The 17,142-nt window shown below is 63.4% G+C and carries 16 protein-coding genes; 12 read left to right on the forward strand and 4 right to left on the reverse strand.

All coding sequences use genetic code 11. The features are described 5' to 3' along the window. Positions 1–85 precede the first annotated feature (85 nt). On the forward strand, positions 86–874 hold the full coding sequence (locus AB4Y34_RS02550; protein ID WP_368715139.1) for an alpha/beta fold hydrolase: 789 nt from the start codon (positions 86–88) through the stop codon (positions 872–874). Positions 875–940: 66 nt separating this feature from the next. Here AB4Y34_RS02550 and AB4Y34_RS02555 read toward each other — a convergent pair whose 3' ends face one another. Next, entirely contained in the window at positions 941–1,342 is a 402-nt protein-coding gene (locus AB4Y34_RS02555) for a hypothetical protein (protein ID WP_176106175.1), read from the reverse strand. A gap of 385 nt (positions 1,343–1,727) precedes the next feature. Here AB4Y34_RS02555 and gltA point away from each other — a divergent pair, with 385 nt between their 5' ends. The 4 genes from gltA to AB4Y34_RS02575 all read left to right on the forward strand — a co-directional run bounded on the left by gltA (position 1,728) and on the right by AB4Y34_RS02575 (position 6,890). Continuing rightward, complete coding sequence (gene gltA, locus AB4Y34_RS02560; protein WP_368715140.1) at positions 1,728–3,026, forward strand: citrate synthase; 1,299 nt, start codon at positions 1,728–1,730, stop codon at positions 3,024–3,026. 279 nt (positions 3,027–3,305) lie between these two features. Continuing rightward, positions 3,306–5,588, forward strand: coding sequence for an amylo-alpha-1,6-glucosidase (locus AB4Y34_RS02565; protein WP_176383122.1), 2,283 nt, complete (start codon positions 3,306–3,308; stop codon positions 5,586–5,588). Beyond that, entirely contained in the window at positions 5,585–6,211 is a 627-nt protein-coding gene (locus AB4Y34_RS02570) for a DUF429 domain-containing protein (protein ID WP_368715141.1), read from the forward strand. The genes AB4Y34_RS02565 and AB4Y34_RS02570 overlap by 4 nt, the downstream gene beginning before the upstream one ends. A 22-nt stretch (positions 6,212–6,233) precedes the next feature. Then, positions 6,234–6,890 carry a hypothetical protein gene (locus AB4Y34_RS02575; RefSeq protein ID WP_368715142.1) on the forward strand — a complete coding sequence of 219 codons (657 nt, stop codon included), beginning with the start codon at positions 6,234–6,236 and terminating at the stop codon, positions 6,888–6,890. 5 nt (positions 6,891–6,895) lie between these two features. Here the strand turns inward: AB4Y34_RS02575 and lhpH are convergent, their stop codons facing one another. Together lhpH and AB4Y34_RS02585 are read right to left on the reverse strand one after the other, a co-directional pair. After that, positions 6,896–7,903: a trans-3-hydroxy-L-proline dehydratase gene (gene lhpH / locus AB4Y34_RS02580; protein ID WP_368715143.1), complete on the reverse strand. Its 1,008-nt coding sequence runs from the start codon at positions 7,901–7,903 to the stop codon at positions 6,896–6,898. Positions 7,904–7,931: 28 nt separating this feature from the next. Beyond that, positions 7,932–9,032, reverse strand: coding sequence for a branched-chain amino acid ABC transporter substrate-binding protein (locus tag AB4Y34_RS02585; protein WP_368715144.1), 1,101 nt, complete (start codon positions 9,030–9,032; stop codon positions 7,932–7,934). 208 nt (positions 9,033–9,240) lie between these two features. On the opposite strand from AB4Y34_RS02585, the gene AB4Y34_RS02590 reads away from it, so the two are divergent. The 4 genes from AB4Y34_RS02590 to AB4Y34_RS02605 all read left to right on the forward strand — a co-directional run bounded on the left by AB4Y34_RS02590 (position 9,241) and on the right by AB4Y34_RS02605 (position 13,272). Further along, positions 9,241–9,963: a haloacid dehalogenase type II gene (locus tag AB4Y34_RS02590; RefSeq protein WP_368715145.1), complete on the forward strand. Its 723-nt coding sequence runs from the start codon at positions 9,241–9,243 to the stop codon at positions 9,961–9,963. A gap of 223 nt (positions 9,964–10,186) precedes the next feature. Then, positions 10,187–11,041 carry a MurR/RpiR family transcriptional regulator gene (locus AB4Y34_RS02595; protein ID WP_368715175.1) on the forward strand — a complete coding sequence of 285 codons (855 nt, stop codon included), beginning with the start codon at positions 10,187–10,189 and terminating at the stop codon, positions 11,039–11,041. A gap of 312 nt (positions 11,042–11,353) precedes the next feature. After that, entirely contained in the window at positions 11,354–12,682 is a 1,329-nt protein-coding gene (locus AB4Y34_RS02600; RefSeq protein WP_368715146.1) for an aspartate aminotransferase family protein, read from the forward strand. A 35-nt stretch (positions 12,683–12,717) separates the two neighbouring features. Beyond that, on the forward strand, positions 12,718–13,272 hold the full coding sequence (locus AB4Y34_RS02605; RefSeq protein ID WP_368715176.1) for a carboxymuconolactone decarboxylase family protein: 555 nt from the start codon (positions 12,718–12,720) through the stop codon (positions 13,270–13,272). 158 nt (positions 13,273–13,430) lie between these two features. Here the strand turns inward: AB4Y34_RS02605 and AB4Y34_RS02610 are convergent, their stop codons facing one another. Then, positions 13,431–13,739 carry a DUF4148 domain-containing protein gene (locus tag AB4Y34_RS02610; protein ID WP_368715147.1) on the reverse strand — a complete coding sequence of 103 codons (309 nt, stop codon included), beginning with the start codon at positions 13,737–13,739 and terminating at the stop codon, positions 13,431–13,433. 319 nt (positions 13,740–14,058) lie between these two features. On the opposite strand from AB4Y34_RS02610, the gene AB4Y34_RS02615 reads away from it, so the two are divergent. The 3 genes from AB4Y34_RS02615 (at position 14,059) to AB4Y34_RS02625 (ending at position 16,915) form a co-directional block, all read left to right on the forward strand. Further along, positions 14,059–14,484 carry an OsmC family protein gene (locus AB4Y34_RS02615; protein WP_176106089.1) on the forward strand — a complete coding sequence of 142 codons (426 nt, stop codon included), beginning with the start codon at positions 14,059–14,061 and terminating at the stop codon, positions 14,482–14,484. A 192-nt stretch (positions 14,485–14,676) separates the two neighbouring features. After that, complete coding sequence (locus AB4Y34_RS02620; protein ID WP_368715148.1) at positions 14,677–15,306, forward strand: TetR/AcrR family transcriptional regulator; 630 nt, start codon at positions 14,677–14,679, stop codon at positions 15,304–15,306. A 55-nt stretch (positions 15,307–15,361) separates the two neighbouring features. Continuing rightward, the gene (locus AB4Y34_RS02625) at positions 15,362–16,915 is read left to right on the forward strand and encodes an MFS transporter (RefSeq protein ID WP_368715149.1); all 1,554 of its coding nucleotides are present in this window, start codon (positions 15,362–15,364) and stop codon (positions 16,913–16,915) included. Positions 16,916–17,142 lie beyond the last annotated feature (227 nt).

The raw sequence follows: 17,142 nt of genomic DNA on the forward strand, positions 1-17,142 counted from the left end.
TCGCGCCGCACCACCCGTGAATCAATCCGTCTCAGCTTCGTCGCTGTCCTCACCATCCTTCATCGATCTACGTAGCGGCTTGCGCATGCCTTACATCGAGGCCGGCGACGGCGAACCGCTGCTGTTCGTGCACGGCTCGTTGTGCGACTACCGCTACTGGCAGCCGCAACTGGCCGGTCTGTCGAAGCGCTATCGCAGCATCGCGGTCAGTCTCACGCATTACTGGCCGGTCACCGACAGTGCGTCGGACCTGCCGTTCAGCTGGAGCAGCCACGCCGATGAAGTCGCGGAGTTCATCGCTGGTTTCGGCGCGGGGCCCGCGCATGTGGTCGGGCATTCGCGCGGCGGTTGCGTCGCCTATCATTGCGCGCGACGCCATCCCGAACACGTGCGCACGCTGACGCTCGCCGATCCGGGCGGCCCGCTGCAGATCGCCGGACGTCCGCCCGCGAGCCTGCCGGAGCCGGTCAACGCATTGCGCGCGAAAGCGGCTCAACTGATAGAAAGCGGCGAGGTCGAAGCAGGCTTGCAACTGTTCGTCGATTCGGTGAGCCGCCCCGGCTTCTGGGCGATGAGCACGCCGGGTTTTCGCCGCATGGCGACCGACAACGCGCACACGCTCGCGCGGCAATTCCGCGATCCGCTACCCGCCTACGTGCCCGAGGACGCGGCCGAGCTGCGCTGCCCAGTGCTGCTGATCGACGGCGAGAAAAGTCCCGACATGTTCCACCGCACGGTGACGGCGTTGCAGGGATGGTTGCCCGATGCGCGCCGCGAAACCGTACGCGGTGCGTCGCACGGCATGAACCTCGCGCATCCGTCCGCGTTCAATCGTTACGTGGATGAATTCATTCAGGCGGTGAGCGCGCGCTGAGGAAGTGAAGCGAGGATCAACGGCGATCGGCCGGCGCGCGTCGCCGCCGATCGCCCGTTGACTGCATCAAGCCTTGCGATGCGCGTCCTTGTCGAGCGCGCGTTCGGCCGCTTCGCCGACGAGCCCGTGATAGTACAGATGCACGCCGATCGCGAGCGAATCGTTGCGGATTTCGTGGAACACCTTCCATGCCTTCACCGGGTCCGTGAACAACAGGTAGTGCGCTTCCCGCGCGATCAGATCCGCGACTTCATGCAGGCCGTGTCCATGCAGCACGTCGACGAGCGCGTCGAGACTGCGATGCGTGCGCGCGTCGGTGCGCGGATAGAGCATGTGCAGCACCGCGACGTTCTGCGTCTTCAGCGCCGCCGACAACGCGACGACGATGTCCTGATGATTCAGCGCGGTGACCGTGTGGCCTTCGGTATGGACGTGATCCGGAAACAGCGTTTCGAGAGAGGCATTCATTTGTATTCGTCCTGCGTTTCTGTGTGACCAAAAAAGCCCGCTTCGAATCGCGGGCCGCAAGCATCAATGCACACACCGAGTATCGCAGACGGACCCAGCCCGACGCAGTCTGCTGGCAGCAAAACATTGTTGCAACTGGTGTTCCGACTTTCGAACAACTTTCATCGGCAGCGCGATGCCAGCGCCCCATGCCAACAACGAATGTTGCGCCCGCGGAGATGGTCTGTTGCGAGCAATCGACGCAATCAACGACACGCCGGCCCGTAGAATGCGCAGCGGAACCTGAGCATGCCTGTACTGGTTCGAGAGCGCCGAGGTCGCGCCTCGCCGTACGACCGCGATGCATGCCGGTACGACTGCGGTATCAAGCAAAAGGAACACGTAGATGAACTCGAAGTCACACGCAACGCTGAGCTTTTCCGACAGCGACCAGACCATCGATCTGCCGATCTATCAGGGCTCGCTCGGCCCCGACGTCATCGACATCCGCAAGCTGTACGGCCAGACCGGCAGATTCACGTACGACCCGGGCTTCATGTCGACGGCGGCGTGCAACTCCGAAATCACGTATATCGACGGCGACAAGGGCGAGCTGCTGTACCGCGGCTATTCGATCGACAACCTCGCGCAGAACGCCGACTTCCTCGAAACCTGCTACCTGCTGCTGAAGGGCGAACTGCCGAACGCGCAGCAGAAAGCCGAGTTCGAGAACACCGTCAAGCAGCACACGATGGTGCACGAGCAGATGCAGTTCTTCTTCCGCGGCTTCCGTCGCGATGCGCACCCGATGGCGATTCTGGTTGCCGCAGTCGGCGCGCTGTCGGCGTTCTACCATGACTCGCTCGACATCACGAGCCAGCAGCATCGCGACCTATCGGCGATCCGCATGATCGCGAAGCTGCCCACGCTGGTCGCGATGGCTTACAAGTACAGCATCGATCAGCCGTTCGTGTATCCGAAGAACGACCTGTCGTACAGCGCGAACTTTATGCGCATGATGTTCGCGAATCCGGCCGAGGAGTACGAGGTCAACGACGTGCTGGTGCGCGCGCTCGACCGCATCCTGATCCTGCACGCGGACCACGAGCAGAACGCGTCGACGTCGACCGTGCGTCTGGCCGGTTCGTCGGGTGCGAATCCGTTCGCTTGTATCGCAGCGGGTATCGCGTGTCTGTGGGGCCCGGCGCACGGCGGCGCGAACGAAGCCGCGCTGAACATGCTGGAAGAAATCGGCTCGGTCGACAACATTCCCGAGTTCATCAAGCAGGTGAAGGACAAGAACTCGGGCGTGAAGCTGATGGGCTTCGGCCACCGCGTGTACAAGAACTACGACCCGCGCGCGAAGCTGATGCGCGAAACCTGCCACGAAGTGCTCGAGGAGCTGGGTCTGCACGGCGACCCGCTGTTCAAGCTCGCAATGGAACTCGAAAAGATCGCGCTCGAAGACGAATACTTCGTGTCGCGCAAGCTGTACCCGAACGTCGACTTCTACTCGGGTATCGTGCAGCGCGCGCTGGGCATTCCGACGTCGATGTTCACGTGTATCTTCGCGATGGCGCGTACGGTCGGCTGGATCGCGCAGTGGAACGAAATGATCGCTGATCCTGAGCAGAAGATTGGTCGTCCGCGTCAGCTGTTCATCGGCGAGACGTTGCGCGAGGCGAAACCCATTGCAAAGCGGTAACAGGCCGGATAGACGTCCAACAACGCGTTTAACGACGGTCCCGAACCCACGGCTCAAGAGGCCGTGGGTTTTTGCATTCCGCGCATCCCGCCGCCTGCACGTCCTGTGCCACCGAAAACGGCGTCAAAAAAATGGCGCAAAAAGCCGAAACTCCTACGCGATAACTTCGTCTGACGCCCTCAGAGCCTCTACAATCGGATGGGCTGGCCAACCCGGCGGCGAATCCGAGGCGAGACCCGAAGTGCAACTGAAAGCAGCAGCGAATTCATAGGAGCGACCTTGAAACAGCAGCCAGAAGCCCTCGGCGGGCTGACCCACTCGGGCGGCGTCGATCATCGCGATCCCGAGCAGGACGGCGTCTTCATCCCGACGGAAAACCTCAACGTCGCGAGCGCCACGCAGCACGTGCTCAAGTCGGGCGACACCTTCATCGTCAACGATCCGCTCGGCGATATCACCGGTCACGACGACGGCCTGTTCGTCAACGACACCCGCGTGATGTCGCAACTGCGGCTGACCTTCGGCGGGCGCGCGCCGTCGCTGCTGTCGGGCAGCGTCAGCAGTGACAACACCACGTTCACCGCGCATCTGACCAACCGCCCGCTGCCGCCGCTCGGCGGCGACAGCACGCCTGAAGGCGTGATCCACGTCCAGCGTGTGCGCGTGCTGTCGGGCACCGTGCTCAACGAGGCGATCGAGCTCACGAACTACGGCACGCGCGATGCGACCGTGCCGCTGTCCATTTCATTTTCCAGCGATTTCCGCGACATGTTCGAAGTGCGCGGCCTGAAGCGCGACAAACAGGGTCGCGTGCAGCCCGCGCGTGTCGAGAATCAGCAGGTGCTGCTCGGCTATGTCGGTCTCGACGACGTCGCGCGCAACGTGCAGATCGCGTTCTCCCCGCAGCCGGACAAGCTGTTCGCCGACCGCGCCGACTACACCGTCAAGCTGCCCGCGCAGGCGTGCGTGTCGATCTATCTGTCGGTGGCCGTGCACGTCGTGCCGATGAGCAGCAGGCCCGGCGCCGACGTGTCGCAGCCCGTGCACGCGCTGAGCGAAGCGCATATGTCGCAGATCGACGCGGAACGCCCGCGCGTCGGCCGAGCAGCGGTACGCGCGGCCTTGGTGGATGCCCACCTGGTGATGCGCGAGCGACGCCGCGCGAGCGCGCGCGTGCGTACGAGCAACCCGCTGTTCAACGCATGGATCGACCGTTCGTTCGCCGACCTCGAACTGCTGACGACGGATCTCGCGACCGGCCCCTACCCGTACGCGGGCATCCCATGGTTTTCGACCCCGTTCGGCCGCGACGCGGTGATCACGTCGCTGCAAACGCTGTGGCTGCAGCCGCATCTCGCGGCCGGCGTGCTGCGCTTTCTCGCAGAGCATCAGGCGCGCGAGAACTCGCCGTTTCGCGACGCCGCGCCGGGCAAGATCATGCACGAGATGCGCAAGGGCGAAATGGCCGCGGCCGGCGAAGTGCCGTTCGCGCTGTACTACGGCGGAGTCGACACCACGCCGCTGTTCATCGTGCTGGCCGGCGCCTACGCGGCCCGCACTGGCGACGTCGCGTTGATCGATGAATTGTGGCCCGCGCTCGAACGCGCGGCGCAGTGGGTCGCGGGCGTATGCGACAAGAACCGGCACGGACTGCTCGATTACCAGCGCGAATCGGATGGCGGCCTCGCGAATCAGGGCTGGAAAGATAGTCACGACTCGGTGTTTCATGCGGACGGGCGCTTCCCCGACGGCCCGATCGCGCTCGTCGAAGTGCAGGCCTATGCGAGCGCCGCCTTCGACACGATGGCGCGCTTCGCGAAGCTGCGCGGTCTGCGCGACGCGGCCGCGCAGTATGCGGAGCGCGCGAAGAAGATTCGTCGCTGCGTCGAAGAAAAATACTGGATGGACGAGGTCGGCTTTTACGGCATCGCGCTCGACGGTCATGGCGAGCTGTGTCGCGTGATGGCATCGAACGCGGGGCATCTGCTGGCGTTCGGCCTGCCCACGCGCGAGCGCGGCGAAGCGTTGGTGCGCGCGCTCGACTCGACGCTGTTTCATACCGGCTGGGGCGTGCGCACGCTGGCGGCGAGCCAGGCGCGCTTCAATCCGATGGCGTATCACAACGGCTCGGTTTGGCCGCATGACAACGCGCTATGCGCGCGCGGGCTGTCGCGCTATGGCGCCAAGGGGTCGGCCGTGAAACTGCTGCAGGCGCTGTTCGAGGCCGCGGTCAATTTCGACATGCGCTTGCCGGAACTGTTCTGCGGCTTCCCGCGACGCCGCGGCGAGCCGCCCACGGCCTATCCAGTCGCGTGTTTGCCGCAGGCATGGGCGGCCGGTTCGCCGTTCATGATGCTCGAGGCGTGTCTGGGCATCACGATCGACGCCGAGCGCCGCGAAGTGCTGATCGAACAGCCGATGCTTCCCGAAGGTATCGACTGGCTCGAGGTCAGCGATCTGCGGGTCGGGGATTCGTCGGTGTCGATCACGTTCCGCCGGATCGGCGAGAAGGTGGTGGCGTCGGCGGAGCAGGGCGATGTGAGGGTGGTGGCGCTGCTTTGACGCCGCCGACCGTCGCGGGCATCGATGTCGGCGGGGACCGGAAGGGCAACCATCTGGTCATCCTGCGCGGCACCCGGATGCTGTGCAATCTCGCCAACGCGACCGCCGAACAGATGCTCGAGCGGTGTCGCGCGCACGAGGTGGCGGCGGTCGGCATCGATGCGCCGTGTCGTTGGCGAACGGGCGCCGCGGGAAGGCTTGCCGACAAGGCACTCGCGCGGCAGCGCATCTTTTCGTTTGCGACACCGGCTCGCGAACTGGCGATGGCCAGCAAAAGCGGCTTCTATGGATGGATGTTCAACGGCGAGCGCGTCTACGACGCATTCGCCGCGCACTTTGCGCTTTTCGGGGGCGGCAAAGAAATCACGGGTCGCGTGTGCTTCGAAACGTTTCCTCACGCGATCACGTGCGCTTTTCTCGGGACGGACGTCGCATCCGCGAAGCAAAAGGGCCCGCAGCGCCGGGCTATTCTCGAACGGGAAGGCATCGCGACTGCACCGCTGACATCGATCGACCATGTCGACGCGGCCCTATGCGCGTTGGCGGCACGTTATCTGCTGGAAGGCAGAGTCGATACATACGGTGACGAGTCGGGCGGATTCATCGTGGTGCCTGGACTTTGACGCTCACATTCTCGGAGGACGGGTGCACCTGGCACGACGTATTGGAGTATTGCTGCTATCCCTGGCGGCGTTGGCTTCGACCGCGGCGGCGGCGAACGACATTCAGTGTGCAACCACACAGCAACCCGCTGAGCGCGTCATTTGCGATCACGCGATCCTGAACAACGAGTACGACGACATCTTCGCGCAGCAACAGGCACTGCTCGGCAGCGGCAAACTGTCGTCCGCGCAGCTGGCGCAGTGGCGGCACGCGCGCAACGCGTGTATCGACGTGCACTGCGTGGATGGCGTATTCGACAAGTGGAAGACGCTGGCGCGGGCGCTCGAAGCCGGTCCTCAGGCGGCCGCATCTGTCGTGGTGCCTTCGCAAACCACGATGGCGCCTGTCGGACCCAATCCGCAAGCGCCTGCTGTCGCGTCCGCGCCTGAAGTGCCGCAGGCGTCCCCGGCCTCGCCGACATCGGAGGCTTCTCTGGTACGTCAAGGTAGTGCCGCCGGTGTGGCGCTTCCGCAACCCGTCGCGCCGGTGGCTTCAGCGCCGGTGGCTGCCTCTGCGGCGCCCAGTGCGACCAGCAGCATGACAGGTCTGCCCGGCATGGGGGGCGGCCTGATCGTGGTCCTGCTCGTTGCGCTCGGGGCCGGTATGTACTTCGCGCTTCGGAACCGGAGGAGAGCTTGAGCCGATTATCGGACGAGGAAACCGTAAGTTAGCGGGTCACGCTCGTCCACGATCCAGGTTGCCAAGCCGCAAACATAGGCGCTGCCCTCGACCTCGGGGATGACCGCCTTGAAGTCGCCGACGGTCGTCTCGCTGAGTACGCGCCCCTTGAAGACCGTGCCGATGATGGACTCGTTGACGAGCGTCTCGTTCATGGCAAGTTCGCCACGCAGATAGAGCTGCGCGACGCGCCCGCCCGTCCCTGAGCCGGTGGGCGAACGGTCCACCTCACGGTCGGCGAACACGCAACAATTGGCTTGCGTGGAGCCTTCGTGCCGCGGCGCATTGGCAATGATGGTGCCGTAGATGTGGTTGATTTCCGGGATGTCGGGATGCTCAACCGGGTAAGCGTGATTTGCGGCTTGTTTTACCTCGGCGCCAAACCTGATGAGTTCCTCGACTGAAGACTCGCGGACTGCGAGGCCGTGCGGTGCACCGTCCGTATAGAAGTAGAAGGCACCACCGAACGCGATGTCACCCCTGACCGTGCCAAACGACGGCGTCTGAACCGTGACATCCGGTTCCCAGATGAACGATGGAACGTTCACGAAACGTACGTTGCCGGCGTGTTCACCATCCCATTGCACGAAGGCCTCGATGAAGCCACAAGGAGCGTCGATGCCAATGCGGGTCTCGGGAATCTGGCGCTGAACCCACCCCAACTCGACCGCCGCGGTGGACAGCGCGATCACGCCGTGCCCGCAGTGGTCGCTATAACCCTCGTTGTGGACGAAGATGATGCCGAAGTCTGCCGTGGGGCTAACGGGTTCGGTCAGGTATCCGCCGTACATGTCCGCATGACCACGCGGTTCGAACATCAGCGCGGTACGAATTTCGTCGGCGTTCTCTTTCAGCCACGCGCGACGCTTGACGATGGTGTCGCCGGGAAGACGAGGCAGCCCGCTCGTCACGATACGGAACGCTTCGCCGCCGGTATGAACCTCGACTGTTGAAATAGTGCGGGTGATTTTCATGGGTGCGTTGGGGTTACTCGATTGAACGTTACTGCCCGTACGGCACCGGAAGGCCGTTTCTGATTACATAGACGGTCGTGGGTGCGCCCTTCAGATCGCCGTTTTCATCGAACGAGTAGGTGCCTGCCACACCCTTGTAGTCGGTCTTTGCCAACTGGGCGGTCAGCTTTGCCTTGTCGGTCGTGGTGCCCGCTTTGACCATTGCATCGGCCAGCAGTTTTACGCCGTCGTAATAGCTGACCGCATAGACCTGCGTGTCGGTGTTGAAGGCGGTCTTGTATTTCTGCAGAAACTCACGGCCGGCTGGGGTCTTGTCGAGCGCAATGCCGCCTTGGGCGCAATATACGATGGAGGCCGCGTCACCGGCGACCTTACCCATATCGGCCGAGCAAATGCCATCGCCGCCAAGCAGCTTGGCACGCAGTCCGCGTGCGCGCATCTGCTTGGCCATCGGCGCGCCCTGAGCAGCGTATCCGCCGAAAAAGACGACATCCGGATTCTTCGCCTTGATGCTGGTCAGAATGCCGAGGAAGTCAGTCGCCGACGAGTTCGTGAACTGTTGGTCCACGATCTGAATTCCGTTTGCCTTGGCCTCTTTGATGAACTGCTCGGCCACGCCTTGCCCATAGGCCGTGCGGTCGTCGATCACCGCGGCGGTCTTGGCCTTCAATGTCCTGGCCGCAAACTGGCCCATCGTCCCGCCTAGCTGCTCGTCGCTCGCGCCGATACGGAAGATGTTCTTGAAGCCTTGCTTCGTCAGCGCCGGATTGGACGCAACCGGCAGCATCGGTACGCCACCCGTGTTATAGACGCGCGATGCCGGAATCGCCACGCCCGAGTTGTACGGGCCCAGCACGGCGATCACGCCGCTGTCGACGAGTTTCTGCGCGACCTGAACGCCGATCTTCGGGTCTGCCTGATCGTCCTCGGAGTCCAGTTTGAACGTTACCTTCTGGCCAGCAACCGTGACACCGCTCTTGTTGAGTTCGTCGATAGCGAGGCGGGCGCCGTTCTCGTTGTCCTTTCCGTTCGGCGCCTGCGGGCCTGTGAGCGGAGCCGAGTGACCGAGGGTGACCACCGATTGAGCGTTGACGGATGCGGAGATGCCGGCGGCTGTCAGGACAGCCATTGTTATGACGAGGGGGCGCATAAAGTCTCCAGGTGTTGGACCGGGTTGATCAGATTAGCTCCGCTTCGGCGCGGGATCGCATTCGGGAAAACGCCAGGGTTTGCGAAGAGCAATGACGCTGTCGCTTCGCTGCTGCATTAAAGTTCTGGTTCCGGCAGTTGCTCAATCCATTGTGATTTTCCTCATGGACATCTGACAGGAGGGAGTCGTGAAACTGACCGATTTCGAGGCACTGACTTTTGACTGCTACGGCACCTTGATCGACTGGGAGAGTGGCATCCTTGAAGCCCTGCAGCCTCTGCTGGAGCGAGCCCGGACGCCGCTCACGCGCGACCAGGTTCTGGAAGCGCATGCTCGCCACGAGTCGTCGCAGCAGATATTCACGCCCGCGAAGCGCTATCAGGAACTGCTGTCCATCGTGTATAAGCGCATGGCAGAAGAATGGGGCCTGCCCTACACCCACGAAGAATGCGTGGCGTACGGTCGCTCGATCAGAAACTGGCCGGCATTCCCCGATTCGGCGGCCGCGCTGCAATATCTGAAGCAGCACTACAAGCTGGTCATCCTGTCGAACATCGACAACGAAAGTTTCACCTACAGCAACGCCAGGCTGCAGGTTGAGTTCGACGCGATCATCACGGCGGAGGACGTCGGCTCCTACAAGCCGTCGCCGCGCAACTTCGAGTACATGCTTCAGAAGCTCGATCAGCGGGGCATCAGGAAGGGAAAAATCCTTCACACCGCAGAAAGCCTTTTTCATGACCACAAGCCCGCAATCGAGTTCGGGCTGGCGTCGTGCTGGATTTACCGTCGTCATTCGCAGCCGGGCTTCGGCGCGACGATGGACCCGGGCTCGCAGCCGAACCTCGACTTCCGCTTCAACAGCATGGCTGACTTCGTCGACGCGCATCGGGAAGCGCTGGTGGAGTGAGCTTACGGGTGATCGGAACAAACTCGTCGCGGCTGGAAGCCGCTGCCACGGAACTCGGCGGCGCCGCGCTTGCGCTGTCTGCGGACTGGCGCGATCCCGCCGACCTCGGCCGCGCAATCTGGAGTAACTTAAGGGCGCCAGAGCGTCTTCGCGCCGTTGAAACACTGCTACCCGGTGGTAACATTTGTTGTCATCTCTTACCCCGGCGCCGCGCCACCTCAACATGCCAGACAGCTTCGATCAGCTCGTCGCCCTGATCCGGGCGCGCTTCCCCGAACTGAGCCCGCAGTTCCAGATGGGGGCGGGCTTCCTGCTCGATCACCCGGACGAGGTCGCGGTGTCGTCGATGCGCAAGGTGGCCGAGCGCGCGCGGGTGCAGCCGGCGTCGCTGGTGCGGCTGTCGCAGCAACTGGGCTTTCCCGGTTGGAACGAATTGCGCGATCTGTTCGTCGCGCGCGTGCGCACGCGGCCCGAGCCGTTGACGAGCCGGGCGCGCTCGATGGTCAAATCGAAAGATGCGCTCGCGAACGACCTGCTCGTCGCACAACAGCACAATCTCGAAACGACCGCCGCGCATAACGGTCGCGTGATCGTCGAGGCCGCGCGGGTATTGCGGCGCGCGCCGCACGTTCACGTGGCGGGCTTCCGCTCGTGTTATCCGGTGGCGTTCGGTCTCGTCTATGGCTACCGGCTGTTTCGGCCGTCGGTATCGCTGCTCAACGGCGAGGCCGGCACGCTCGAAATGCAGCTGCGCACGATCGAGCGCGACAGCGCGACCATCGTCATCAGCTTCGCGCCGTATTCGGTCGAAGCCGCGCGGGTCGCCGAGGCCGCGCTCGAAAAAGGCAGCAAGCTGATCGCCATCACCGACAGCGCGGTGTCGCCGATCGCGCTGAACGCCGACAAGGTGCTGATCTTCTCGCACGAAAGCCCGTCGTTCTTTCCGTCGCTGGTGGCCGCCACCGCGATCACCGAAGCGCTGGTCGCGCATCTGCTCGCGCTCGAAGGCGCGGATGCGCTCGAGCAGCTCGCGCTCGCCGAACAATCGCTGCATGCGAAGGGCGCGTACGTGCCTTGAACGATTGCGTGAGGGCACGCCACGCTCCAGCTGGTGCCGTCCAACAACGTTTGACAACAAATGTTGTATGGGCGTATAAATACGTACCGATTGTTGAATATCGGTGCGGCCTGTGGCGTTGATGCAGCGACGATCCGCACGATTCCGACGACGAAAACACCTTAGCGACCGTGCTGTCCGGCATCGGCAGTGCGGGCGTGTCGATGAGGCGTATCGCCAGCGGCAATGCGTGTTCGACACTTTCATCGCGTGCGCGACGCCCGAGCCGGACTGCGTCTCAGTCCGCACCTCCATCAGCAGGAGCTGAACATCATGACCAACGTTTTTCATCGTTCTCCGAAGCAGTCCTTGCCGGTGGCCGTCGCGGGCGACGGTCTCGAAATCATCGACTCCACGGGCAAGCGCTATATCGACGCGTCGGGCGGCGCCGCCGTGTCGTGCCTCGGCCACAGCAACCAGCGCGTGATCGACGCGATCAAGCGGCAGGCGCAACAGCTGCCGTACGCGCACACGTCGTTCTTCACGACGGAGCCGGCCGAGGAACTGGCCGACCGGCTCGTGGCAAGCGCGCCGGCCGGACTCGAGCACGTGTACTTCGTGTCGGGCGGCTCGGAGGCGATCGAGGCGGCGCTGAAGCTCGCGCGTCAGTATTTCGTCGAGAAGGGCGAGACACAGCGGCGTCATTTCATCGCGCGTCGGCAGAGCTATCACGGCAACACGCTCGGCGCGCTCGCGATTGGCGGCAATGCATGGCGCCGCGAGCCGTTCCTGCCGATCCTGATCGAAGCGCATCACGTGAGCCCGTGCTACGCGTATCGCGAACAGCGCGCGGACGAAACCGAAGAAGCGTTCGCGCAGCGTCTGGCCGATGAACTCGAGCAGAAGATTCTCGAACTCGGCGCGGACACGGTCGCCGCATTCGTCGCGGAAACGGTGGTCGGCGCCACGGCGGGCGCGGTCCCGCCGGTGCGCGAATACTTCCGCAAGATCCGCGCGGTGTGCGACCGCTACGGCGTGCTGCTGATTCTCGACGAGATCATGTCGGGCATGGGCCGCACCGGTTATCTGTTCGCGTGCGACGAAGACGGCGTGGCGCCGGATATGCTGACCATCGCCAAGGGCCTTGGCGCGGGTTATCAGCCGATCGGCGCGACCCTGGTCAGCGACCGCATCTATCAGACGATCGTCGGCGGCTCCGGCTTCTTTCAGCATGGCCATACCTATATCGGCCATGCGACCGCGTGCGCGGCCGCGCTCGAAGTGCAGCGCGTGATCGCGGAAGACAATCTGCTGGCGAACGTGCAGGCGCGTGGCGAGCAGTTGCGCGGCCGGCTGCGCGAGCTCTATGCGCAGCACCCGCATATCGGCGACGTGCGCGGGCGCGGCTTGTTCGTCGGCGTCGAACTCGTGAAGGATCGCGGTACCAAGGAGCCGTTCGACGCCAAACTGAAACTGCACGCAACGATCAAACGCGAAGCGTTCGCGCGCGGCCTGATGGTGTATCCGATGGGCGGCACCGTCGACGGCAAGAGCGGCGACCACGTGCTGATCGCGCCGCCGTTCATCTGCACGGAGCGCGACATCGACGTGATCGTCAGCCGCCTCGACGATGCGATCGGCGCGTCGCTCGGCGCCGTCTAAGCTGTTCCGAACCATTGCCCTTAGCGAGAACCATGATGACCGAGCGCTTGCCTCACTTCGAGATGTCCACCGCCACGCCCGAGCAGAAGGCGGTGCTCGACGAAATCCTGTCCGGCCCGCGCGGCAACCTGAACGGGCCGTTCCTCGGCTGGATCCATAGCCCGGAACTTGCGCAGCACGCGCAACGCCTCGGCGCGTTTTGCCGCTACCAGACCGGGCTGCCGCTGCGGCTGTCGGAACTCGCGATTCTGGTCACCGCTTCGCGCTGGCAGGCCCAGGCGGAGTGGCACATCCACTATCCGATCGCGCTGCAGGCGGGCGTGGCTGCTGCGGACGCCGAGACGATCCGCCAGGGGCGCCGCCCCGAGTTCGCCGATGCCGACGACGCACTGATCTACGACTTCGCAAGCGAACTGTATGAGACCAGGCGCGTATCGGACGCGACGTATGCGCAGGCGGTCCGGCGGTTCGGGCATCAGGTCGTGATCAACCTGGTCGGCCTGCTCGGCTACTACGCGCTGGTCGCGATGACGCTGAACGTGTTCGACATGCGCGCAGTGGGACAGCAAAGCCTGCCGTTTCCCGAATAGCGTCTTTACCAACGAGCGGCCGCGCAGCAGCGCCGCACGCGCCAACGAAAAAAGCCCCGGTTGCCGAACTTCGCAACCGGGGCTTTTTACTGCGTGCTGCCTTAACTGCCAGCGTGCCTGGTTATCACGCTTAGTTAAGGACGCTTGGTTACCACCTTTTAGTTACCGCGATACGTCGAAAAGAGACGTTGCTGCACCGTCGCCGGCGCACCTGCTTCCGACGAACTGGCCTTCGCGCCGCCGACATCCTGCGTACCCTCCGCCGAAGCGGTGACGATCGTCGAGTCCTGCGGCACGGCCTTCGGATACGTGGTGTCGTTCTGGTTCAGAAGGCCCGCTTTTTGCGCGGCTACGAGTTCGGCGTGCACCTGAGCGCGCGTGATCGGACCGTTTGCCTGCTGGGCGAATGACACTGCCGGAACGATAAGAGCGGATGCGACGACAACTGCGGAAAGAAGCGATTTCATGACGACCTCCAATTGATTGTGTGGTGGACCGGCTTGAACTGCATTCCCGATCCGTCGAATGCAGTCTATTTCTTACGAGGTCGGCAAAAAAGCGGCTTTCTGGTGAAATATTGTTGCGGGTTTTGAGATAGCAAAAAAGGCGTTTTTCCGCGCCGAAACACGGAAGCGCCTATGATGAAATCCGGTCCACGCCCGCGCCTGCAAGCCGCGCGGCACCTGCGACCGATGCCCAGGCGCGGACACATCCGGGCGGACCGCCGCGGCGGGCGTCATTTTCGGTCGAGCAGCGTGCGCGGCAAGGCATCAACAGGAGAGAGCAATGAAGCGCAAGGCATCGGCAGTCTGGCAAGGCGGCCTGCAGAACGGCAAGGGCTCGATTTCCACCGACAGCGGCGTCCTGAAGGACACCCAATACTCGTTCGCGACGCGCTTCGCGGACGGCATCGGCACGAATCCGGAAGAGCTGATCGCGGCTGCGCATGCGGGGTGTTTCTCGATGGCGTTGTCGGCGGAGCTGGGCAAGGCCAACATCACGCCGGAGCGGATCGGCACCACGGCCACCGTCACGCTCGACAAGGACGGCGGCGGCTTCACGATCACCGCGGTGCATCTCGACGTCACCGTAAAGATTCCGGGCGCAGACAAGGCCGCGTTCGACAAGGCCACGGCGGACGCGAAGGCCGGTTGCCCGGTGTCGAAGGTACTGAATGCAACGATTACGATGGATGCGAAGCTGGAGACCTAAGCCTTTGCTGTCACTTTCAGCGCAACGAAGCCGGCGAAGGGCGATGCCCGCCGCCGGCTTTTTCATCGCGGTAGTCGGAATGAACGGATGACCCCGACGCGAGTAGGCCTACGGAAGGCCGTCCTTGATTTATTGAACACCCAGTCATAATATCCACAGACCGACGCGAACGTAGCAACGAGGTCATCGCAATTGAGTCATTCCAGGCAAGCCGCGAAAAAAGCCGGCGAAACATCCCAGCGCGGCCGTCCGCGAGAGTTCGACACGGACACCGTGCTGACGAACGCAAGCCAGGTGTTCTGGGATCACGGCTACCACGCGACGTCGATCGACGATCTTTGCAAGGCCACCGGTCTGCTGCGCGGCAGCCTGTACGGCGTGTTCGGCGACAAGCACGGCATCATGCTCGCCGCGCTGGATCATTACTCGGAAGGCGCGGTCGCACGGCTTGCGCAGCGGCTGAGCGCGACGGCTGATCCAGAGCAGGCGCTGCGCGACGCGCTGCTGCACTACGCGCGGGTGTCGTGCGCGTTGAGCGGCCGGCGCAGCTGTTTCATCACGAATGCGACGCTCGAAATGCAGCCCGATGACGAATTGCTGCGCGCGCGCGTCGCCGCGATTCAGCGGCGCATGGCGACCCTGCTCGCGGCGGCGGTGATTCGCGGGCAGGCGAGCGGCGCGTTCGATTCGACACTCGACGAAAAAGCCGTCGGCGATTTCCTGTTATGCGTGATGCAGGGCCTGCGGGTGATGGGACGGGTCGCGCAACAGCAAGATGCGCTGATCGCTATCGTCGATGTGGCGATGCGCGCGCTGGTTTAGCAACTCGTTCGCGAAACAGCCGCAAATTTTTTAACTATTTTTTGAACGGTCGGTCATGAAAAGCGAAGCAATCAAGTCCGCTCCGGCGGCATTCGGTGGATCCGCTAGCGGCGCGGGGAGCGCAGCTGGGGCCGTGACCGGCCCTGGACCAGCGATGGTAGGCCTGGCTGTCGCCGCCAAAGCGGCGGCGCCCGGTTTCCCGCGCCAGGCGCTCGCGCTCGCGGTGCTGTTCGTCGGCGCCTTTCTCGCGCCGCTCGATTACTTCATCGTCAACCTGGCGCTGCCGTCGATTCACACGGGCCTGAACGCGAGCGACGCACAGCTGCAACTCGTCGTATCGGCCTATGCGTCGGCCTACGCGGTGCTGCTGATCACGGGCGGCCGCCTCGGCGATCTGTTCGGCCGCCGTCGCATGTTCATGACGGGCATGGCGGCATTCGTGATCGCGTCGGCGTTGTGCGGCTTCGCGACGAGCGGCCGTATGCTGGTGATCTCGCGCATCGTGCAAGGCATCGCGGCCGCGGTGATGGCGCCGCAAGTGCTCGCGACGATTCGCGCGGTCGTACCGTTGCATCAGCAGACGCGCGTGATGAGTCTGTATGGCTTCGTGTTCGGCTTGTCGTCGATCGTCGGGCAGCTCGGCGGCGGCGCGCTTATCACGTATCACCCGTTCGGGCTCGACTGGCGCGTGATCTTTCTGATCAACATCCCGATCGGCATTGCGGCGTTCATCGGCACATGGAAGTTCGTGCCGGAGAACCAGCCGGCCACTCATACCGGCGTCGATCTGAAGGGCGTTGCGCTGCTGTCGGCGGTGCTGCTGCTGGTCATTTATCCGATGACGCACGGCCGCGAAGCCGGCTGGCCCGCGTGGACTTTCGCGATGTTCGCGCTCGCGGTGCCGGTGTTCGCGCTGTTCGTCGCGACCGAACGGCGCGTCGAGCGCGGCGGTGGCCATCCGCTCGTCGATCTGCAACTGTTCCGCAATCGCGCGTTCGCGCTCGGTCTAGTGCTCGCATTCCTGTTCTATTGCAACAGCGCGTTCTTCCTGACCTACGGCATCTTCCTGCAGACCGGCCTGCACTGGACGCCGCTCGCGTCGGGCATCGCGATCATGCCGTTCGCGCTCGGCTTCGTGATCGGGCCGCTGACGTCGCCGGCCGTGGTCAAGCGCATCGGCGCGCATGTGCTGACGCTCGGTTTCTCGATGATGACGCTGGGCTTCACCGTGACCGGCTGGTCCGCGACTCGATCTGCGACGCCCGATCTGCTGTTCTACTGCGGGCTGGTGTGCGCGGGTGTCGGACATGGTCTGCTGTTGCCGTCGATCATGCGCATCGTGCTGCAGGAGGTGGTGCCCGAGAAGGCCGGGCTGGCATCGGGGGTGGTGTCGTCGACGTTGCAGATCGGCTCCGCGTTCGGCACCGCGGCGGTGAGCGGCGCGTTCTTCGGGGCGCTCGGTGGCAGCGCGGCACCCGCGTCTTATGCACACGCGTTTCAGTTGAGCCTTGCTATCAATGCCGCGCTGATGTTCGTGTGTATCGGCCTGAGCGTGCTGCTGGTGCGTCATCAGCAAAGCGTACGGCGCTCAGTCGCTCCAGCGGTTTGAAATTAAGCCGTTGGTAATCGTTTTCATTAGTTGGTTCGCTCAGGAAAATCGTTCAATTTGAACGAAGCGGTATAACGAATTACGTGGCATTTACCGGCGATCTACTCGTTCAAAGGTAATTCTGATTTAGATCAAACAGGTCTTTCTGATTAACGGCTCAGCGCTATCGCGTCAGATTTTCTAATCAGAGGAAACCGGCGTCGTATTTTCTACCGGCCTGCAAACCG

The sequence above is a fragment of the Paraburkholderia sp. BR10954 genome (genome assembly GCF_040965775.1).
Taxonomy (GTDB): domain Bacteria; phylum Pseudomonadota; class Gammaproteobacteria; order Burkholderiales; family Burkholderiaceae; genus Paraburkholderia; species Paraburkholderia youngii.

Excerpts from the sequence above, each read along its gene's own strand:
- AB4Y34_RS02550 (WP_368715139.1), top strand. The coding sequence starts at position 86 with ATGCCTTACATCGAGGCCGGCGACGGCGAACCGCTGCTGTTCGTGCAC.
- lhpH (WP_368715143.1), bottom strand. The coding sequence starts at position 7,903 with ATGAAAATCACCCGCACTATTTCAACAGTCGAGGTTCATACCGGCGGC.
- AB4Y34_RS02600 (WP_368715146.1), top strand. The coding sequence starts at position 11,354 with ATGACCAACGTTTTTCATCGTTCTCCGAAGCAGTCCTTGCCGGTGGCC.
- AB4Y34_RS02555 (WP_176106175.1), bottom strand. The coding sequence starts at position 1,342 with ATGAATGCCTCTCTCGAAACGCTGTTTCCGGATCACGTCCATACCGAA.
- AB4Y34_RS02605 (WP_368715176.1), top strand. The coding sequence starts at position 12,718 with ATGACCGAGCGCTTGCCTCACTTCGAGATGTCCACCGCCACGCCCGAG.
- AB4Y34_RS02625 (WP_368715149.1), top strand. The coding sequence starts at position 15,362 with ATGAAAAGCGAAGCAATCAAGTCCGCTCCGGCGGCATTCGGTGGATCC.
- gltA (WP_368715140.1), top strand. The coding sequence starts at position 1,728 with ATGAACTCGAAGTCACACGCAACGCTGAGCTTTTCCGACAGCGACCAG.
- AB4Y34_RS02610 (WP_368715147.1), bottom strand. The coding sequence starts at position 13,739 with ATGAAATCGCTTCTTTCCGCAGTTGTCGTCGCATCCGCTCTTATCGTT.
- AB4Y34_RS02615 (WP_176106089.1), top strand. The coding sequence starts at position 14,059 with ATGAAGCGCAAGGCATCGGCAGTCTGGCAAGGCGGCCTGCAGAACGGC.
- AB4Y34_RS02595 (WP_368715175.1), top strand. The coding sequence starts at position 10,187 with ATGCCAGACAGCTTCGATCAGCTCGTCGCCCTGATCCGGGCGCGCTTC.
- AB4Y34_RS02585 (WP_368715144.1), bottom strand. The coding sequence starts at position 9,032 with ATGGCTGTCCTGACAGCCGCCGGCATCTCCGCATCCGTCAACGCTCAA.